The organism is Vibrio sp. (assembly GCF_038138445.1).
Taxonomy (GTDB): domain Bacteria; phylum Pseudomonadota; class Gammaproteobacteria; order Enterobacterales; family Vibrionaceae; genus Vibrio.
In genome coordinates this window covers 19,714-40,278 of sequence record NZ_JAYQDQ010000005.1, presented here as the reverse complement: position 1 = coordinate 40,278, position 20,565 = coordinate 19,714, and the positions used below count along the sequence as shown (strand labels likewise).

The window sequence follows — 20,565 nt, the reverse complement described above, 5'->3', positions numbered from 1 at the left end:
GGTGGTAACATTTTTGCCATCGGTTGTGGAGTTTGTTTTGTGTTGTTTGACTCCATTTCTTGGACGGTCGATGAAACACTATCTGCAACATCTTTCTTAGCTGAATATAGAGGCTTTAATTGCTTCGACTCGGAAGATGGCTGCTTTGAGTTGCTGTTGCCAATTTTTATTTTGTGCGTAGTCTGTTTCTTTTGATGTTCTTGTGCTAGTCCACCAAAAAAGCCCGCTAAATCTTTTACGCTGGTACGCTGGACACTTTTAACTTCGTATTTGTAATCAGTAGCTGTAGTGCGATTAATTTCGGAGCTACTGGCGGAGCTGGTCCCGGATATGTGGTTAAAGTTAGGCATGCTTTTATCCCTTAAGAAGATAGTAACTGTAAATTTCATCAATGGACTATAAAGATACTTATTACTAAGTGCATGGGAATTTATTTGAAATAACCTAACAGAAAATGATGCTTTTAATAGGTCTTATTGTTAACTTAATTCTAAAGGTTTAATTTAATGATAACTATTTCAATGATTATAGTGTTGTTCTTTTTTCTCTATAAAATAGGTTGTGTTAGCAACAGGTTAAAAATCATAGATTTTCATGTTATTTCTTAATAAATATGACAAGACATGCTGCTGAATAGGACATCGAACCTTGCCATGATAGGAGAGTGCTAGAGAAGCAGTAGAGACACTGCTTCAAAGAATAATAGCAGTGCTTACTCTTTGACTTTGATAAAGAAAAGCAGTGTGCGTGCAACCCGAAACATTATTTTTTACCTTGTTCCTTAGCACCGCCTTTCATGTTCCTACTTTGTGGCTTATTACTAGGTGAAAAATGACGCTTGTTTTTACCAGCCGGCTTGTGACCTCGAGCGTTATCGCCAGACCGTTGGCCATCTACATGGTCGCTTTTAGGTTTTTTGGGCTTTTTAGGTTTTTTGGGCTTTATTGGTCGAGTATCTAGCTTAGATTTAGGCAGTTCGTTGACAGCTTCATAACCTTCTAGCTCAAGACGAGGCAAAATTTGTTGGATAAGCCTTTCTATAGCGAATAATTCGCTGGCTTCTGCTGCCTCTACTAGAGATATTGCTTTACCAACTTCTCCGGCGCGGCCAGTACGGCCAATCCTATGTACGTAATCTTCGGCAACATGAGGGAGTTCAAAGTTAACGACTTGTGGTAGCTGGGGGATATCAATGCCACGTGCGGCGATATCGGTTGCGACCAATACACGTACTTCACCAGACTTAAAATCGGCCAGTGCTTTGGTTCGAGCATTTTGACTTTTATTACCATGAATAGGCGCAGCAGTAATACCTTGACCATTGAGGTAATAAGATAAGCGATTTGCACCATGTTTTGTTCGGCAAAAAACCAATACTTGTTTCCAATCACCCTCTTGGATTAATTTGCACAGCATAGGTGCTTTTTTTCGCTTGTCTGTTGGGTATATAGACTGTTCAATCGTTTGAGCTGTCGAGTTTGCAGGAGCAACAGAGACTTCTACAGGATTGTTGACTAGACCTTTCGCGAGTTTTCGAATTTCGTCCGAGAAGGTAGCAGAAAAAAGAAGGTTTTGACGTTTTTGTGGTAGCAATTCAAGTATCTTGCGAATATCGCGTATAAAGCCCATGTCTAGCATTCGGTCTGCTTCGTCTAATACGAGAACTTCTAACTGCGAAAACTTAATGGCGTTTTGCTGATATAAATCGAGTAAGCGACCTGGGGTTGCGACAAGAATATCGGTACCTTTTCGAAGCTTCATCATTTGTGGATTGATTTTAACACCACCAAAAACCACATTAGAAGTTAGCTTTTGATACCGGCTGTACTTATAAATATTTTCTTGCACTTGGGCAGCCAGTTCACGTGTTGGTGTTAATACCAATGCTCTAACATGGTTAGGCTTGACTCTTTGCCCATTATCAAGCATTTCAAGAATAGGTAGCGTAAAGCCAGCGGTTTTGCCTGTGCCTGTCTGCGCAGCAGCCATTACGTCTTTTCCTGCTAAGACGGCAGGAATTGCTTGCTCTTGAATTGGTGAGGGTTTGTCATAACCCTGATCACCTATGGCTTTAAGGATTGGAGCAGAAAGGCCTAAAGAGGTAAAACCCATAAATATGTCTCTGTAATAAGTTGAGCTCATGCTCACGCAGCCATAATGAGCTGCAAAAGGGCGCTATTGTGAGTCCTTTGTAGGTCAACATCAACAGAAATTATCATTGTGGAGGTTTGAATATTGTGAGCAACTGATGCTTGTTGGCAATGAGAGCGAGTATGAGCCCTGTCAATACGCCAAATAGATGAGACTCTACTGCGACGGCTGCATTAATTAACTCACTGGTGGTTTGAGATGCACCTATGGTCATTTCCCAACCCGTTTTCACTAGCACTCCCCCAACCAATAGCCAGCTACTTTTTCTACCAGATAAAGACTCACAAAGTGCATAGTAGGCGAAAATACCATGCAGCGTTCCTGACAAGCCGACATAAGAATTCATAGAAGTTGTAAGATTAAGTACACCAACCGATAAGCTTACAAGTAATAAGATGCAAAGAAGTGATTTAGGGCTGGGCCTAAACAAGTAGGAGATGACCCAAAGCCCTAGGATATTCATGGTGAAATGAATCCAGTTGGTATGGGTAAAGTTTCCTGTTAGGATCCGCCACCACTGGCCTTGTTCGATAAGTTCATTTTGCCAATATGTTAGGTTAGCTAAAGGTTCAAATTGCACACACAAGCAAATTAAGCTAATTACAACTAGTAGAAGAAATAAGCGCACTCTATGTCTCGATATTGTTTAAAATGTGGTAAGTCAACCAAAGCTTGTATCTGTGAGTGGATACATAGCCTGTCAGCCAATGTGGAACTGATCATTCTACAGCATCCTACAGAAGCTAAGAAGCCTATGGGGACTGCAAAGATCCTAACGCTTTCATTAGCAGGATGCTATTTGTTCCAAGGTGAAAACTTTACTCAGCATGTGGAGTTTAATCAGTTACTCTGTGAAAGTGGCGTACAACATTTCGTTCTTTATCCAAGTGACTCGTCCTCAGACATATCTAAAGCCGAAGAAGTTATGAATAAAAACAACAAAGTTCGTATTATTCTTCTCGATGGAACTTGGAAAAAGGCTTATAAAATCTGGCAGTTATCGAGTAACTTAAAAAATCTGCCAATGCTTCATTTACCCAAGGATTTAAAGGGTAACTATCGGATTCGTAAAGCCCCTAGTAACAACAGTTTATCGACGGTAGAGGCAGGTTTTCACGTATTGTCCTTACTTGAACCCGAGCGTGACTTCTCGCCATTACTTGATGCTTTTAATCATATGATTGACTTTCAAATTAGTAATATGCCAGCAGGTATATTTAAACAGAACTATTCATGATAGTTAATCCGATATAGCACTTCTTTCCCTCTACCTAAATATAGATATATGATCTTAGCTCCTCTAATTATCAGGAGCACACACGGAAAAAACGAATCATGGGCTATTGACTTTAGATGGCAACCGATACTCATCATGTTGCATTGTGCTACGCTTGTAATAATACTCTCAATAATGTGTGCGTATTGCACGATGATCATTTGACTGAGAACACCAATCCTAAGGTGAAAAGCAGAGTAGCAATCGGTACGTGTATGAATATCTCTTAGACTCAGGGAAAGTGATCCTTCTTAGTGCCTACTAATGATGGAGATAAGCTAATGGATCAAGCTACATTTATTCGTCAATTACCTAAGGTTGAATTGCATATGCATATCGAAGGTTCTCTAGAACCTGAGATGATGTTTAAGTTGGCCAAACGAAACAAAATTCCACTGCCATTTAATACACCAGAAGAAGTTAGGACCGCCTATCAATTTACTAACCTTCAGTCGTTTTTGGATATTTATTATCAAGGTGCAAATGTATTAATTGATGAGCAAGACTTCTATGATCTGACTTGGGAGTATTTACTTCACTGCCAACAAGATAACGTTATTCATACTGAGATTTTTTTCGATCCACAAACTCATACTGAACGAGGTATTTCCTTTGATACTGTGATTAACGGAATTCATCGTGCTCTTGAAGATGGCAAACAAGAAATGGGTATTAGTAGCCGGGTTATTATGTGCTTTTTACGCCATTTGGATGAGCAGAGTGCTTTTTTGACTTTAGATCAGGCAATAAAACATAAAGATAAAATCATCGCAGTGGGATTAGATTCCTCAGAACTTGGTCATCCGCCCGAGAAGTTTACTCAAGTATTTGTTAAAGCGATTGAAGAAGGCTTTTTGACTGTCGCACATGCAGGAGAGGAGGGTTCGGTAGACAATATTTACAATAGTATTGATTTACTAAAAGTTTCACGTATTGATCACGGTGTTCGCTGTTCTGACGACAGTCACTTGGTTCGCATGTTGGCCGAGTCTCGGATGCCTCTAACTGTGTGCCCATTATCAAATATAAAACTTAAAGTATTTGATGAGATGAAGCGACACAATGTGGTTGATTTATTAAGGCAAAATCTTTGCGTTACGATTAATTCAGATGATCCTGCTTATTTTGGCGGTTACATGACGGATAATTTTCTTGCTGTTGCACAGAGTCATTCACTGACAGAGAGTGAACTGACTCTGCTAACGCAAAATGCCATAGAAGCAAGCTTTGTTAGTGAAAGTGAAAAGCATCGTATGCAGTGTGTCTTAGAAGAGTTTTCAAGCCGCTCAATAGGATGAAAATAGCTGCTGGTGAAGTCTTTGTGCGTGGCCGTCAGTCATTGAAGATATGTGATCGGTGATCACACGGTAGCCTTCACTATTGCTCTTGGCTGATTGCCAGTCTTTACGAACCGAAATCGGAAGTAGCCTTTCAGGATCAGCACTGAGTGCCTCAAAGACATCCATAATAATTTGCTGTCCTTTATATTCGGCTATCTGTACCTGTGGGACTTGAATGACATAGTCATGTACAAATCGTTTAAGTATTTGTAATGCAGTGGCCATTTCTGGTTTTAGGTAAGCATTAAACGCGAGTAAATCACTGGCAAAAATAGCATCAACAGGCTTAATTGTAATACTGGTCAATAAGGCATTCACTATACCGCCAATCGCGTCTTTTCTCTGATGGTGAATGCCAGAAAATAGCATATTGGTAATCGACTCTATATGTGTTCTAAACCAAGGTTCCCCGCAGTTAAACAGGGCGTCTTGAGCCCCATCAATCCATTGAGTTTGGGTCACTTTTCCTAGCACAATTGCATCTTCAAGATCATGTACTCCGTAGGCAATATCGTCTGCCAATTCCATGATAGAGCAATCTATAGATTTAAAGCTGGTTTTTTTGTGTTGATGCTTTTCTCTTGGCTCAGAAAGCGTTTGACCAAACAGTTGTTTGTCTGATTGATTTAATGGTGATAATACCCAGTCAAATAGAGGTTGATCACAATCGTACAAACCTTTTGCTGGAGACCATTGCTTAGCTTTAAGTTGCCTTTGATGTGTCACACTCTCTGGAGTTTTGCTAGAACAGGTTTCACTCAGTAAAGCCGGGTATTTAATTAATCCCAGTAGTGTCCGGCGAGCTAAATTCATTCCAAAATGTTCAGTGTAGGGTTCGAGTTTGGTGACGATACGAAATGTTTGGGCGTTTCCTTCAAATCCACCATGGTCTCGCATCATATAGTTCAGAGCAATTTCACCTCCATGGCCATAAGGAGGGGTATCGATATCATGTGCAAGGCATAATGAATCAATCAGGCTGTCACTAGGTAAAAGTTCGCGATACTCGGGCTGCTTTTTCTTAATTTGAGCAACAATACCGCTACCAAGTTGTGCAGCTTCTAAAGAATGAGTGAGCCGTGTACGGTGAAAATCGTCGAAGCTGTTACCATGTACCTGTGTTTTGGATTGTAGGCGCCGAAATGCGGCTGAGTGGAGTATTCTCGCTCGGTCACGTTGGTAAGGGGTACGGTGATCATCGCGACGAATCTTATGCTCATCATCATGTCGTTCATGCCATAAGTTGCTGATTTGAAATGTCATAAATATTTCCACAAGGGTTTTATGATACCGTACACAAAAACTTGAGAAACTACAAAGATCAAACGGTTTTCAACCTATGACAATCTAATACCACATGAGTTGACGAATTCCATTGACGTACTTTGAGTGCCTAGATGGACGCAGTGGACAAGTCGCTATCAGCTTTGATAAGTCACTTTCATGTTCAGCATTGGTTTTGATTTCTAGCAGTACATAATCACCTAAAGTTTTACCTGAATGCACGTTGACTTGGTCAGAATACCTTTGATCAAAGCACTGCATATTGTCATCGAATGTGGCGCGAATGTTGCCATCGGCTGAAATCAAGTAACGTCGTTTGTAACGCGAAATCAATACAGGAATACTCTCACACTCCCAATATACTTGAGCATTGATAGGTAATTGTTGGCGACAATGATTGAGGATGTTGCGCCATGACTTGTGCTTGGACCAATCAATATCCACCGGGTAGATGTCCTTAGAGCCTTTTCCGCCGCGTCGGTATTTAAACTCCAACTTACTATTTTCTGGACGTGCGAGTTCTCCATACCAACGGATTCGAGTTTTCCTACGTTGGGTAATACCGCTTAGGTTTTCTTCATAACGGCTTAAGTTTGGGCTATCTAAATACAAGCTGTTGACATACCTGTCTGGGTGATGGGTTTGGAACTGATAGGCATGAAGCATAAGCCAGTTCTCAACTACTTGTAAGCGGTTGAGTGGAATTGGGACCTTGATTTCAAATCGTTTACTCATAAAGGTTTATCCGACTTCATTACTGTATTGTAGAGTTTTCCAACATCAAGCGCTTGGCTAGCAATGACTACGCCATTGACATTAAGCTCGCTACCCAGCTCGGAGATGATTTTTTTCTCACACCCTGAGCATTGAAATTCCAATGCTTTCAGTGTTGCTGAGCCAAATAGTGGTTTTTTGGTGTAGCTCATGAGCGCGTAATGGCTTACATCTTTTGCCGTGATTGATTCTGCCTCTACTGCCGATGCGTCTTTGGCTACAAGACCAAAGTTAACTCGAGCAAACTCAATGTCTTTTAGTCGCATCAGGCTTTCTTCACCGACAGAAACCGCTTTATCACGAATATCGGAGAAGTTGATGCCTGAAACATCGAGATCCGATCCACTTACGTCCAAGCCATCGCCGCCAGAGCGTTTGCCTATGTTTGCAAACTCACTGTCGTAAATTTTTCCCGTGCAGTAGTCACAGTCAAATGCATCAGATAGCGCTTCTTTGATGGAAAGATGAGAAATATCTACGTCGCTGTTGACGATATTGAGTGCATCTTCAGAAACGTTGTCGGAGATGTAAAGTCCGTTAACAGATAGTTTTCCGCCGACAAGATAGGTTGCGCCTCTGGGTTGCCACAAGCCAAGATTTGGTCTGCCAGCGTAGGAAATATGCAAATTACGTATTGTCGAGCGTGTTTCCTGGTTCGCATTAAACAGACTTAAGCCCGACCAATTTGGTATTTGTCCCTGTCTGGATAATTTAACAGGCCTGGCTTTGGTGCCTTCGACTTCCAGTTGTCCGAACACCATAATTCCAGCGTTTTTACCAAACTGAATACTGGCACCTTTTTCAAGGTACAGAGTCCAGTTTTCAGGCGTGACGAGATAGTCATTAATCACCCAGTTACCCGCAGGTATGCGCCAAGCCTCTTTCTCTTGTTGAATAAAAGCATATTGATTGACTTTACTCGTATCTACAGGCCTAGGGAGGAAACTCATGGGTTCAATATTGCGCCTAAATTGGTAGTTACCCATTGACTGACCAGTCGTAGAGGCACGCAGTTCAACAGTTTTAATATGCTTTGGTAGCGTAACAGAAAAGCTTTCGCCCGATGCGAGCTCTAAAGGGAAAGAATAATTAGCTTCTTCAAGGTTTGAACGTTCATCAAAGTCTGTCCATCCGGTGAGGCCCAAAATACGAAGTGGTTGTCTTTCTGGGTTTCGAATAATAAGGCTATTGCTGGGCTTAGTAACATAGTGTGTGTTTAAATCCCACAGAGGTAAAGATGCCATGGAATCCATTTGTTGGTGAAGGTCGCTGCTGACATTGGAGATATTAATACATGACTTGTCTTTGTAATCAGATTGTAAGCACACCATTTGAGCTTGTAAGTTATCTGGATTGAATGGTGTGGTGAGAGGAAGTCCACTGTGCAGCGCTTTTAAAATTGGCGTCTGTACTTTTGTGAGATGCTTCTGGAGAGTGTTTCCAGCCAGTAGCTTGCCTAAGATATTGATGGCAGAGTCATAATGCTGCCTGACCTCTTTATCTTCGAGCATTTGCCTACTGAGCAAGAAATGATGGCTAGGTGGTTTCATCATCAGAGAATGTTTAGCTGGTGACACATTAACATCGCTTTGGATAGGTTCAAGCTTTGCTGTATGAGGATTGTAATACCAGCGCCAATTGTTCCACGCTAATCCATGCCATGCTCCCCATGTATCAATGACCGCGAGATATTGTCCAAGTCTTTTGGAATCAAAAACATCACTCGCATCAAGTCTACCATTGATAAAATCACCAATCAGCGATAGCGCTATTTGGCGTTGATAACCAAGTGCTGTGCTGTTAACAATAGTGTTTCGCTGTAAAACTCTAGGTTTAAAGATACGATGGATTTTTCCATCGCTATCTTTTTGCTCTGCTAGATCAAGACGAACAATCAATCCTTCGGTGCGCTTGTTGATTGCGAGGAGATCTTGCCCAAAACCTTGTTCATGGTACATCACCCCCCATTCTTCTCCATTGACGATCACATTCACCGGAGTGTAGCGTGGTGAAATAATATCAAAGCCAGCCAGTTTCATAGTTTCTGCAAAAAGCGTCGGGCCGTGGCTAATTCGCACATGTGGGCTAATTAAAGCAAATCGTCGAGAGGAAAAAAGAGCTTGCTTATTATCCACTTTAAACTTTAGAGACCAACGATTTACACCATTAACATGGTCGAGTAAATCACCTTGTAAGCGCACTTTTGCATCGAGAACCTTATTGTCAGAATAGATCCTTGCTTTAACTTCCGAACGCTTGGCAGGGATGAATCCTTGGTTAAAGGCGGTTTCTCTATCTTTAACTAGAAGTGACCAATTAGGGTAGGTGATATCAACACGTACAGTGGGAAGGTGATGATTTGCCGTAACAAAATTAATAGGGGCTTTTGCCATATCAGTTGCAAACTGTACTAACTTCTCTTTAGGCTCCTCAGATAACGCAGTATAACCTCGTTGTAAGAGGAATATTTTAATACTGTCTAAAGAGGGGGTTATCAGAGCAAAGACCAAGACTAACCCCAGAGAAATGGCTAACCATTCTTTTGGCTTCAATGCATCACGACCATGTGTCAGTTTCATCGCTATACTCCGGATATATTATGCTGCTCAAGCATAGAAATCTGTATACCAGGGAATTTCTGTCTAAGTTCGGAAAGCATGTCATCGAGGTGCTGAGATTGATAGGCAGTAATGAAGAAGGTGGCGCTGAACATATCTTCTTGCGTATCAAACCTTCTAAGATCCAATCCATTTCCTTTGCTCGACAATAGCTCTTTCAACTGGGTTATTGGGACGTTTTGAGCTTCTGAAGCATTGTATTGTAATGACAGGAATAGTCCTTGCTCTTCAGATATCTGAGATTGGTGCCGTTTGACTATAGTGACGAGCAGCAAAGTAATGATACAAGCAATAACCGCAGCCAATGTTTGTCCCGCTCCCAGTGCAACTGCGACACCAATATTAAGGAAAAGGTAAACCAGTTCTTCTGGCTCTTTTATTGGTGTTCTAAATCGGACTATAGAAAGTGCGCCTACAAGGCCAAGGGCGAGTGCTAGTGAAGCTTTTACCACTGTGATAATCAGTATCACTGTTAACATGAGCAAAGGGAAGAGCCGAGAGAAATCCTGCCTATTACAAAATGCGGATGCATATCGCCTAAAGTGATAACCGATCAGAGAGGCTAGGCCAAAGCCTAAAATCAGGTTGATTAATAGAGACCCCAATTGCACGCTGGCATAAGGGAAGAACATATTTCGTACATCTTTGGGAAGAAATCCTAGCAAGAGTGGATCGACGGAATCCATAGTACCCCCCTTTGCAAAGTGCCAGAATAAGGTTGCGTTTCTAATGGCATCTTATGACGAGTGATCATCGGATACCTGAGCTTTTATGAAACGATACTGAGTTGAATTTTTAACAAGCTGTTCTCTATAAATCAGAGGCTTGCGTTACCAATAACCATAGGCAGAGAGTAAGCTGGTTGTAAAACACCAAATATAACTTGTCCTGATTATGGTTACATGGACTACATAACAGACTGAAATACAATGAAAATGACAAAGAAAATAATAGATAACATTGAATAATGAACAGGAATGTAAACTGGTTGAAGCGTTTAAAATAATTATTGCTCCTTAGCCTTTGAATTGATGTACTCTTTAGCGGAGTCTTCGAGTCTATCCAGTAAGTGAGTATTAGACACATGAATAAAGTGGTACAAGTCAATATGAGCAACCTCGGGGCTAACCACTTTTATTTGAGGAAATTTGTCTTTCAAAAACAAGTAGGTAACTTTAGGGGCCAACCAAAGTTTCGCTCTTCCTTTGGCTAGCATCAATGCTGCCTGTTCGGCTTTGTGTACTAGATAAAGGTGTTTATAATCTTTTAGTATCTTGGTATAGCGAGTGCCATGAAACGAAACTATGGTCTCATCTTTGACTTCATCTAGACTGTTGTAAAATTTGTCTTCAATTGAAAAAAGGTAAACATCAATACTGGCCAATGGCACATTGACCTTAATGAGTTCTTGATTTTTTTCCAACCTTGAAACACGCATATCAAGCGCATCATACTTGCCTTCTATGACCGACTGAATGGCCCTTTCATTAGGTAAGTAAGTGAAAGTGGCTTCAAGGCCTGCACCTGAATAGATAGCCTGAAGGTCGTTCTCCGCTTGTATACCGTATTCAGATGTTGCATCTTGGGCACGATAAATGTTTCCGATGGCCACTTTTATTGGCTTGCTATCTTCGGCAGTTGCGATGGGGGGATGAAACCAAGTAGATAAAAGTACACACACCAACCAACGATTCATAGTGACCTCATAGATTGTACTCACCTTAAAACTATAGTTTAGTTAATGAATCTATCTGGAAAAGGATGTTATCTAGTCTAACTTTTTATGTGGAGGTTTAGCCTTTATATAAGCTTTGGCTGAGGCTTCAATTTTGTCTAGTAAGTGTGCTTTTGAAGTATGGATGTAGTGGTATAGCTTGTTTTGAAATACAGGAGGGCTGGCCACCTTAATTTTGGGGAATTGTTTGGCTATCTCAAAATATTTGAATTCTGATGCTATCCAGACAGTGACGCGTCCCTTTGCGAGCATCAATGCTGCTTGCTCGACGTCGTGAACTAGGTAGAGGCGCTTGTAATTTTTTAGCGTTTGGACAAAGCGACTACCATGAGAGGCAACGATAGTTTCACCTTCTAGTTCTTCTAAGCTATCAAAAAATTTCCCATTAACAGAATACAAATAAATATCTATTGTAGTGAGAGGAACAGTGATTCTGAGTAGGCTTTTCTCATTTTCTAGACTAGCTCACAGTATAAAGCATATTGGTCTAAGCTTATCTTTACGGGAAAAGGAACACCTCCTAAGGAAGTCGATAGCGACAGTGATGTGATCCAGCTAATTTCCAATAATCCCGACTTAATAGGCTATATCGATAAAGGCAGCGTAACGGATAGTGTCAAAGTTATCGGTGAGTTTTAAGTAGATAAAAACGTCGAAGTAGTTGGTGAATTTTAAATGTTGAGAGGCTTAGCTGATGTCTCTGTGTTAAGCCTCTTCGCTGGTGTTTGGAGTCACTATGAAGTCAATGTTTCTTTCTATCCGAATGAAGATTCATTCGATCACGGCTATTGCGTTATGCGCATTCTTATCTATTGGTTATCTCAACATTAGCTCTATCTCTTCTAATACCGTCTTTCTTGACAAACTAACGGGACAACAATTTTCCAATACTATTGCCGCTGAGCTTTCCAGCTTTGCCATCAAAGGAGTTGAAGACCTTTTCACGCAAAGTGTTACCTTTGGTGATGAAGATATTTTAAATGACGCTCGAGAAAGTGCAGATGCTTTGGCTCAAAAGCTCAATTTATTAGTGACAAGCTCTGATACTGTTGACCAGCAAGTATTGGACGATCTTAATGAATATGTTCGCTTGTCAGAGATGGTGTCTCAAGCAATGCTCGGTGGAGACTTCGAAGGGGGATTTGAAGCACTCAGTCAGGCAGCAAACCAAAAAAGTACCATCTACGAAAAACTCGTTGCTGAGATTGATGTCGCGGTAGACCAGGAACGTGAAAAATTAAATCAGCTTGCAATAGAAAGTAACCAAGCACTCGAGAATCAATTAAAAATCATTCTCGCAATATCTTCTATCTCTGTGTTACTCGTTATTGTTATCGCGCAGCTAATAGCAAGAAATGTATCTTTTTCTATTTTGAATATTTCAGACAACTTAGCCAAGTTAAGTCAAGGGCGAGATCTGACTTACCGTCTGAAACCGAAAAGTAATGATGGAACAGGCCAGCTTGCGCGCAATTTTAATGCCTTTATAGCAAACCTTGAAAAGTCAGTCGCGGCAGTTGTAGCTGTTTGTAACCCTATGCTCAATATCTCTGACAAACTTAAAGTCAGCACCTCGAGCTCAAGTAAGGCGATGGAAGATTTGAGTAACCTGTCGACAGAGCTGGTCGATGAAATGTCGGCTTTGGCACTAAGTGTCGAGCATGTGGCGACGTCGACCACTGAAACTTCTGACCTTATTATCGAAGCAGAACAAGAGCTGAACTCTTGTGAAGAGAAAATGAACCAATCTGTTACTCAGTCAGAGCAATTACAAGAAGATTTACAAAATACCTTCTCAGTCATACAAAATTTGGCATCAGACACTGAAAACGTCACCAGTATATTAAGTGTTATTAATGATATTGCCGATCAGACCAACCTACTTGCTTTAAATGCTGCTATAGAAGCGGCTCGTGCTGGTGAGCAAGGGCGAGGGTTTGCCGTGGTTGCTGAAGAGGTTAGGGAGCTTGCGTCACGAACTGTGAAATCAACAGAACAAATTAATTCATTATTAAGTAACTTAATTGAATCAGTGCAGAGTGCCAATTCTGTGCTTGAAACTTCCATGGATAGAGCGTTATCGAACGCTGAAATGGTTTCTAAAGCCGGAGAATCTTTACAATTGATTTCTCAACAAGTGAAGGATATTCAGGCTCAAAGTGCTTCAATTAAATCAGCGACAGAAGAGCAAAACCGCGCCACTGAAAAAGTGAAATCGAATACAGTGAATTCTCGAGGGGCGAGAGGTACAACTTTGGATACCGTTGGTAAGGTTGGAGACCTATCTGTTGAGTTGGCGGACTTATCTTCTGACTTATCACAAGCGATAAGCCAATTTTCCAAATAATGATAAAATCGAGTTTGCGATCAATGCTTCCACGCTATCCGCTTGCTGGATATCTCTTTCTCACAGCCTTACCTAGCTATGGGCTTGAGGCGACATTTAGTGGCAATATATTTTATGCACCTGTCGATGAAAACTACATCAAAGGAGAAAGCATAGGTGATTCATACGTTAAGTTTACACTCGATGAATCTTGGCAGGAGAATAGTATTGTCTTTCACACCACCTTCCTCTCTACATTGTACGAAGATGAAATTGAAGTTTCAGAGGTCTATGCCGCCAAAACTGTTGAACCTTTAGGTTGGTTCGCATTAGGGCGTTTGCATATTTTTAATGAAAATATCTATAACGCGATGCGTTACCCATGGCTATCTTTACAGAGAGAGGTTACCCCTCTGAGCGTTACTTCCTATGATGGCTTTCAGTGGCGCTATGACTGGGACAAGCATCATCTTCGTTTTTTTTCTGGACGTTCAAACAATAATGACTTTGGGGCCAATACTCTTGATATGCGTATTCCCTATGGTGCCGAGTTTCGTAGCAAATGGAAGTACTTTTCGACTATTTTGAGCTTTGCTGAAACTAGAGTAGATCTTACAAGTACAACTCTGACTAATATCCAGGGCAGTTTAGTTGGCCTTCCTAATACTGTCGAACTTAAAGACAAATCATCATACTATTATAACGCGGTACTCAATGTGCCAATTAAGCCGTTTATATTTTCATTGAAATACACGGTAAATGATTACAAAGAGGATGTGTATACGGTTTTTGATGGGTATCGGTTAAGAATGCACGCCGCCTTTAGGCCCTCTAAAACTTGGACCCTGTATTATACGTACGGTAAAAGTGAAGCAAAGAATGATTACACTGGTATTTTAAGTCAACAGCCTAACACGGGAGCAGCGCTTTCAAAATCTCTTAATGAAGTTCAGTATCAGTCTCATCACCTTGGCTTTGTTAAAAATCTGTCGAAAAGCGTCAAGCTTAAATTACATACAGGTCTAGCAAAAAATAATTACTCCAGTGAGATTGAACGATTCGTACTATTTGGTTTTAGCTTTAATACCAAAGACCCTTAACCGACATTTTCAGCCAGAGATTTTATCAAATGTGGTAGTACAGCTATCACAGAAGATATTCATAAAGTCTTTGACTTCAGGCATTGTTGACACTAATTGTTCAATACGTGGTTCTAACCCTTCTTTTACATGTAAAAACTCATTATTGTTAAATCTGAGCTCATTTAATGTCTTTATATAAGCTGCAAGGATATCAGCGGCTTTGACTATAGCTTTGTACTCGGCTTCTACATTTTTCTGTACTAACAAATTTGAGAATTCATCACGCAAATCTGCTGGTAGTGTTTCTAAGCACTCTTGCTCTGCTATGTATTCAAGTTTCTTAAAGGCTGCGGTAAATTCAGGGCTATGATATTTGGTCTTTGAGTTGATATCTTGAAGCTTCGTTTCAGAAATTTCGTGGTAAATGGCTACAACTGCGGCTTTTTCTGGGTTTAAATTACCATTGTAACGTTTGTTTTTTATCACAGTGAGAAGGTGTGCGATCACTGACACTTGATGGGAGTGCTCAGACACATTTTCCTCTTGAAAACAATGCATCAAGGCCCAGCGTTTTATTAGCGGCATGCGCGTCACCCATGCCATAAAAGTGCTTTGTTCCACGTTGACTCCCTATGGTATTGATTTCTTTTAATTGTAGGTCAGTTTATTAAATCCCAGCTCTAGGGTAGGCAGAGTACTAATCCAGTACTCTTGACCTAAATAATAGAACTTGTCTAATTATTGGCTATAAGTTGAAAGAAAGCGTTCAAAGCGTCCTATTGCCATTTCTAAGTCTTCGACATGTGGTAATGTCACAATGCGGAAATGGTCAGGTTCAGGCCAATTGAAACCTGACCCTTGCACCAGAAGAACTTTTTCTTGAATTAGGAAGTCGAGTACCATTTGCTGGTCATCTTTGATGTTATACATCTTAGTATCGATTTTCGGGAATAGGTACATGGCCCCTTTAGGCTTAACGCATGATATTCCTGGGATCTGGTTGATTAGTTCATAAGCGCGATCGCGCTGCTCTAGCAATCGTCCACCGGGAAGGATCAATTCATTTATGCTTTGGTATCCCCCGAGAGCGGTTTGAATGGCATGCTGCATTGGAACATTGGCACATAAGCGCATAGAGGCGAGCATTTCCAATCCGTTAATATAACCTTGAGCAAGGTGCTTAGGGCCAGTTATAAACATCCAGCCACCTCGGAACCCACAAACACGATAGGCTTTGGAAAGACCATTGAAAGTGACTACCAGCAGGTCTTCTGTAAGAGTCGCTACTGAGGTATGAGTTGCACCGTCGTAAAGCACTTTATCGTATATTTCATCTGCAAAAATGATGAGTTTATGTTGGCGAGCAATTTCAATCACTTCCAATAAAAAGTCGCGACTATAAACGGCGCCAGTTGGGTTGTTTGGATTGATTAGTACGATTCCGCGAGTTTTAGGTGTGATCTTTTTACGTATATCGTTTAAATCTGGATACCAGTCTGATTCTTCGTCACATCGATAATGCACAGCATTGCCGCCTGAGAGTGCAACAGAAGCTGTCCATAGTGGATAGTCAGGAGAGGGCACTAACATCTCATCGCCATTGTTGAGCAGTGCCTGCATAGCCATTACGATAAGTTCTGAAACGCCATTGCCAATATAAACGTCTTCCACATCAAGAGATCGAATGCCCTTGCGTTGATAATATTGCACTACGGCTTTACGGGCTGAGTAGATCCCTTTTGAATCACAATAACCTTGAGATGTAGGCAAGTTACGAATCACATCGACCAAAATCTCATCTGGGGCATCAAAACCAAAAGGAGCTGGATTTCCAATATTGAGCTTTAGAATTTTATGCCCCTCTTCTTCCATACGCTTAGCATGTTTGAGTACAGGACCCCTAATGTCATAGCAGACATTATCGAGTTTTGACGACATCTCGATATCTTGCATTGTATACAACCTAAAAATGTTTTGATTTCTTTATTAAACTACATCAAAAACATATTTTTTAGAATAAAAAACTGTATTAATGCGTATTTTATCGCTAGGCGCTTTATTTGAAGGATCTACTATATCCTGAGCTATAACATTGATCTGAGTAGGGGCAATGAAGAAGTTGGCGATGTAGAATTGGCCTTAAACTCTATGGGTAAAGAGGTGGTTTTGTCTTTATTTCGTCAAGCAATTAGGCATCTAATTCAGTGTGTAAAAACAGCAAAGTCCGATCAAAAGCGCTTGGTGTACTGTCTTCAAGAGACACCGAAAGCTGACAGCATTGATTGGGCTGACGCTCAGCCGCTTTATCCTAAGTTTTATTGGCAGTCTCGCGATGCTGATGAAGAGGTTGTTGCTCTAGGACAGTTAGCGTTCTTTTCTGGTCCTATTAATGTTGACTTATTAGAGCAAGGCCAGCGTGTATGGGGAGGAAGCCCTTTCAATGAGCCATTTATCTCTGACTGTATCCCGTCGTCTCATTTTTTTATTTTGCCACTAGTGGAATTGATTCGGCAGGGTAAGCAATGGTCAATCGCAGTCAATTTGAACCAAAATAGACAAGATATTTTGGCCCAACTGCAAAAGGTTGTCACGGATACCCCTCTTCTACCGCCCTTATCTATAAATACAAGCAAGCTAACCCATTGCCCAGATAAAGCCGATTGGTGCGATCTTGTCAATAAAGTTCTCACTGGTATTAATAGCCAAGAGTTCAAAAAAGTAGTGCTTGCGCGTAAAACCACTCTAAAGATGAATAGTGTAGCGAGTGCTGCACAGCTGCTTAAATCGAGCCGTGCTAACAATTACAACAGCTTTCACTTTATGTTTTCTATGGATGAATCGTGCAGTTTTGTTGGTTCTAGCCCTGAACGTTTGTTTGTAAAGCATCAGCAAAACCTTTCTACAGAGGCTTTAGCAGGAACGGTTGGCCGAGGAGCGAGTGCTTCCAAAGATATGGCTCTAGCGAATTGGTTGTGTATGGATACCAAAAATAGACATGAAAACTGTCATGTCGTTGATGATATTGTTGAGCGCCTGATTCCATACGCCAACGAAATCGATACAGATAGAGAAGCCCACCTAATTAAGCTGCGTAAGGTTCAACATCTTAAACGTAATATTTATGCTCATCTAAAACCCAAAACGAGCGCTGTAGAGTTGTTGCATACGCTCAAGCCTACTGCTGCTGTTGCAGGTTTACCTCGCAAAGAGGCAATGACGTTTATTCAGAAGCATGAGCCTTTTAATCGAGGTTGGTATGCAGGCTCCTTGGGTTTTATCGGGCGTCATCATGCCGAGTTTTGTGTCACGATTCGAAGTGCCTTAGTGAAACAGAGTGAAATTGAGCTTTTTACTGGAGCAGGAATTGTCTCTGGGTCTGTTGCTATTGATGAGTGGGATGAATTGGACAAAAAGATGTCGACATTATTGTCTCTGTTTGATGATACCCATGAATTAGAGGTGGCTTCTTAGATGAGTGATAGAGAGCAATCTACGATTAATCGAATCTGGAGCCAAGTCCTGCTCGAAGAGCTTGCTCGACTTGGCGTTGAGGATGTATGTATCGCTCCTGGTTCAAGGTCTACCCCGCTTGTTATAGAGGCTTGTGATAATCCGAAATTGGCCCTGCATACTCATTTTGATGAGCGTGGCTTGGCATTTATGGCCCACGGGCTTGCTAAAGTTAGCAAAAGACCGGTTGCCATTATCGTTACTTCTGGAACGGCTGTAGCGAATTTACTGCCGGCGATTGTAGAAGCAAATCTAACTGGTGAAAAATTGGTAGTGATTACCGCAGATAGGCCGGTTGAGCTTATTGCTTGTGGCGCGAATCAGGCAATAAATCAAAAAGATATTTTCTCATCTCATGCTAGGTACGCAATCAACCTTCCTAGTCCTAGTATCTCCGTGCCGCTTAGTTGGCTTCTGACTTCTGTAGACCAACTTATGTACAGGCAAGAAACACAAGGCGGCGTCATTCATATCAACTGCCCATTTCCTGAACCGCTGTATGAGGCATCGCCAAAGCGTGTGTATCAATCTTACCTAGACAGTGTGAATATTTGGTGGAAATCAGGGTATCCCTTCAGTTGCAAGGCGATATCTCATTCGAGTTTAATCGCTCAAGACCTAGAGACTTTTACTCAAAGAGGTGTGATTTTAGTGGGTGATGTCTCTTTGGAAGAAGCGAAGTTAGCCAAGGAACTTGCTGAAATCATAGGTTGGCCCTGCTTATGCGATCCTCAATCTGGGGTTTCCAGTTCTCAAGCATATTATGATGTTTGGCTACGCGGTATTGAAGAGAGAAAGTTTTTTAGCCAAGCCGAAGTTATTCTCCAGTTTGGCTCCCGCTTTGTTTCAAAGAAACTTAATCAATGGGTCGAATATCAAGTCAAAGCCAAACAAGCTCAATATCACTATGTTTCTCCGCAAGCTGAACGCAATAACCCTAATCACTTGGCTCAAGTTCATCACATATCTGAGATTTGCCCTTGGATTGATAGCTATCTATCTGCGTTAGGGGATTATCAGCCCAAGGGATCATGGGGTAGAGAGCTCGATGTATGTAGCCAAAAAGTACGCACGCTTGTTAAAGCTCATGTGAACCCCAACGAAGCTATCACTGAAATAGGTCTAGCTACTACGCTAGAAAATCTTCCAGTCAATACACAAATCGTGCTAGGCAACAGCTTATTTGTTCGTCTCGTCGATATGTTCGGTGTTATCCCCAACACACGAGTTTATAGTAATAGAGGCGCTTCAGGTATAGATGGGTTAGTGGCTACTACTGCTGGGATAGTGCGTTCTACAAATAGGCCAAGTATTCTCTATCTCGGTGATACGTCTGCTCTGCATGATCTTAATTCTTTGGCTTTGTATACTCATATAAAAACCCCTGTTGTATTGGTCGTCATCAATAATGATGGAGGAGCAATTTTTGACTTGCTCCCTGTTTCTAAAGCACATAAACGCCAGCTCTATCAAATGCCGCATGGGTATCAGTTTGAATATTCAGCAAAGCAGTTTGGACTTAACTATCAGCAACCTAAAAGTCTTGCAGACTACAACTATGTTGTTAAACAGCACTTAACCAACGGGGAAGGTGCTCTTATGATTGAGGTGATAACACCTTCAGAGCAAGCATCAAAGCAGTTAAAAGAGCTAATAGGTCACTTTGATGCTTGCTAGCCGTTTTTACAATCGTGATCACCGCAGCTGCTTACCTGTCATTGTTTGCCTGCATGGATTTCTTGGCGATAGTGGTGACTGGAGCCAATGCGCAGAGCTTCTTTCTGACTACCCAGTTTTATGTATCGATCTTCCCGGTCATGGCCTAAGCAAAAACGTGCATTGCGTCGATTTTAAATCCTGCTGCGATCAAATAACTCATGTTTTATCCCACCAAGTTCCTGACCAAGCACCTATAGTTTTAGTGGGATACTCAATGGGGGCTCGAATCATGATGGCAGGGCTCGCTAAGAAATATTTTTCGGCCTTTAATATTCAAATGCTGATTTGTGAATCCGGCCATTTCGGTCTTGATGGTGAAGGACAAAAAAAACAGCGCTTAATTAATGACAGAGTCTGGGCTAATCGTTTTACCAACGAAACCATAGAAGCCGTCCTTGAAGACTGGTATCAACAGATTGTTTTTCAATCACTAAGCAATGCACAGAGAAAAGCATTGATCAGTAAGCGTGTAAAAAATGTCGGTTCATCAGTCGCTTCTATGTTGTTAGCCACGACATTAGCTAAACAAGATGCTCTACTCGATACTCTCAAGAATTCGAGTACCCCCATACACTGCATATGCGGCGATAAAGATAGGAAATTCAAACAACTGAATGCAAGTAGTGGATTGCCATACACCTGCATTCATCAAGTCGGTCACAATGTTCATATTGAGGATCCGCAAGCCTTTACTAATATTGTTAAATCTAATCTTAGAGCCCTATCATTAGATGCTACCTAACCAACAGG

18 protein-coding genes are annotated in these 20,565 nt (G+C 41.3%); 7 read left to right on the top strand and 11 right to left on the bottom strand.

Annotated elements, in window-relative coordinates; all coding sequences use genetic code 11:
• The 3 genes from AAFM34_RS03025 to rrtA form a co-directional block, all read right to left on the bottom strand.
• On the bottom strand, window positions 1–350 hold a 350-nt coding region (locus AAFM34_RS03025; protein ID WP_341659861.1), incomplete at its 3' end, for a hypothetical protein.
• A 412-nt stretch (window positions 351–762) separates the two neighbouring features.
• Window positions 763–2,112 carry a DEAD/DEAH box helicase gene (locus AAFM34_RS03020; protein WP_341659859.1) on the bottom strand — a complete coding sequence of 450 codons (1,350 nt, stop codon included), beginning with the start codon at window positions 2,110–2,112 and terminating at the stop codon, window positions 763–765.
• Between the two features lie 103 nt (window positions 2,113–2,215).
• The gene (gene rrtA / locus AAFM34_RS03015) at window positions 2,216–2,779 is read right to left on the bottom strand and encodes a rhombosortase (RefSeq protein ID WP_341659857.1); all 564 of its coding nucleotides are present in this window, start codon (window positions 2,777–2,779) and stop codon (window positions 2,216–2,218) included.
• 3 nt (window positions 2,780–2,782) lie between these two features.
• Here rrtA and AAFM34_RS03010 point away from each other — a divergent pair, with 3 nt between their 5' ends.
• Entirely contained in the window at window positions 2,783–3,388 is a 606-nt protein-coding gene (locus AAFM34_RS03010; RefSeq protein ID WP_341659855.1) for a DTW domain-containing protein, read from the top strand.
• A 320-nt stretch (window positions 3,389–3,708) separates the two neighbouring features.
• Window positions 3,709–4,725, top strand: a complete 1,017-nt coding sequence (locus AAFM34_RS03005) for an adenosine deaminase (protein WP_341659853.1) — start codon at window positions 3,709–3,711, stop codon at window positions 4,723–4,725.
• Here AAFM34_RS03005 and AAFM34_RS03000 read toward each other — a convergent pair.
• From AAFM34_RS03000 to AAFM34_RS02975, 6 genes are all read right to left on the bottom strand, one after another.
• Entirely contained in the window at window positions 4,714–6,030 is a 1,317-nt protein-coding gene (locus AAFM34_RS03000) for an anti-phage deoxyguanosine triphosphatase (protein WP_341659851.1), read from the bottom strand. The genes AAFM34_RS03005 and AAFM34_RS03000 overlap by 12 nt on opposite strands.
• 84 nt (window positions 6,031–6,114) lie before the next feature.
• Window positions 6,115–6,786: a polyphosphate polymerase domain-containing protein gene (locus AAFM34_RS02995; protein WP_341659848.1), complete on the bottom strand. Its 672-nt coding sequence runs from the start codon at window positions 6,784–6,786 to the stop codon at window positions 6,115–6,117.
• Complete coding sequence (locus AAFM34_RS02990) at window positions 6,783–9,404, bottom strand: hypothetical protein (protein ID WP_341659846.1); 2,622 nt, start codon at window positions 9,402–9,404, stop codon at window positions 6,783–6,785. Before AAFM34_RS02990 ends, AAFM34_RS02995 begins: the two co-directional genes overlap by 4 nt.
• A 2-nt stretch (window positions 9,405–9,406) precedes the next feature.
• On the bottom strand, window positions 9,407–10,129 hold the full coding sequence (locus AAFM34_RS02985; RefSeq protein WP_341659844.1) for a DUF4956 domain-containing protein: 723 nt from the start codon (window positions 10,127–10,129) through the stop codon (window positions 9,407–9,409).
• A 320-nt stretch (window positions 10,130–10,449) separates the two neighbouring features.
• Window positions 10,450–11,139 carry a hypothetical protein gene (locus AAFM34_RS02980; protein WP_341659842.1) on the bottom strand — a complete coding sequence of 230 codons (690 nt, stop codon included), beginning with the start codon at window positions 11,137–11,139 and terminating at the stop codon, window positions 10,450–10,452.
• 72 nt (window positions 11,140–11,211) lie between these two features.
• The gene (locus AAFM34_RS02975) at window positions 11,212–11,577 is read right to left on the bottom strand and encodes a hypothetical protein (protein ID WP_341659840.1); all 366 of its coding nucleotides are present in this window, start codon (window positions 11,575–11,577) and stop codon (window positions 11,212–11,214) included.
• A gap of 337 nt (window positions 11,578–11,914) precedes the next feature.
• Between AAFM34_RS02975 and AAFM34_RS02970 the strand changes: the two genes are divergently transcribed.
• Window positions 11,915–13,525 carry a methyl-accepting chemotaxis protein gene (locus AAFM34_RS02970; protein WP_341659838.1) on the top strand — a complete coding sequence of 537 codons (1,611 nt, stop codon included), beginning with the start codon at window positions 11,915–11,917 and terminating at the stop codon, window positions 13,523–13,525.
• 23 nt (window positions 13,526–13,548) lie between these two features.
• Window positions 13,549–14,604 carry a hypothetical protein gene (locus AAFM34_RS02965; RefSeq protein WP_341659836.1) on the top strand — a complete coding sequence of 352 codons (1,056 nt, stop codon included), beginning with the start codon at window positions 13,549–13,551 and terminating at the stop codon, window positions 14,602–14,604.
• A 9-nt stretch (window positions 14,605–14,613) separates the two neighbouring features.
• Here the strand turns inward: AAFM34_RS02965 and yfbR are convergent, their stop codons facing one another.
• Together yfbR and AAFM34_RS02955 are read right to left on the bottom strand one after the other, a co-directional pair.
• Window positions 14,614–15,207 (bottom strand): 5'-deoxynucleotidase, encoded by a 594-nt coding sequence (gene yfbR, locus AAFM34_RS02960; protein ID WP_341659834.1) that lies wholly within the window; start codon window positions 15,205–15,207, stop codon window positions 14,614–14,616.
• A gap of 117 nt (window positions 15,208–15,324) precedes the next feature.
• Window positions 15,325–16,539 carry a pyridoxal phosphate-dependent aminotransferase gene (locus AAFM34_RS02955; RefSeq protein ID WP_341659832.1) on the bottom strand — a complete coding sequence of 405 codons (1,215 nt, stop codon included), beginning with the start codon at window positions 16,537–16,539 and terminating at the stop codon, window positions 15,325–15,327.
• A gap of 213 nt (window positions 16,540–16,752) precedes the next feature.
• On the opposite strand from AAFM34_RS02955, the gene AAFM34_RS02950 reads away from it, so the two are divergent.
• Genes AAFM34_RS02950 through menH form a run of 3 tightly spaced genes read left to right on the top strand, consistent with a single transcriptional unit; the run spans window position 16,753 to window position 20,557 of the window.
• Window positions 16,753–18,057 (top strand): isochorismate synthase, encoded by a 1,305-nt coding sequence (locus AAFM34_RS02950; RefSeq protein ID WP_341659830.1) that lies wholly within the window; start codon window positions 16,753–16,755, stop codon window positions 18,055–18,057.
• Complete coding sequence (menD, locus tag AAFM34_RS02945) at window positions 18,058–19,773, top strand: 2-succinyl-5-enolpyruvyl-6-hydroxy-3-cyclohexene-1-carboxylic-acid synthase (protein WP_341659828.1); 1,716 nt, start codon at window positions 18,058–18,060, stop codon at window positions 19,771–19,773.
• On the top strand, window positions 19,763–20,557 hold the full coding sequence (gene menH, locus AAFM34_RS02940; protein ID WP_341659826.1) for a 2-succinyl-6-hydroxy-2,4-cyclohexadiene-1-carboxylate synthase: 795 nt from the start codon (window positions 19,763–19,765) through the stop codon (window positions 20,555–20,557). Before menD ends, menH begins: the two co-directional genes overlap by 11 nt.
• Window positions 20,558–20,565 lie beyond the last annotated feature (8 nt).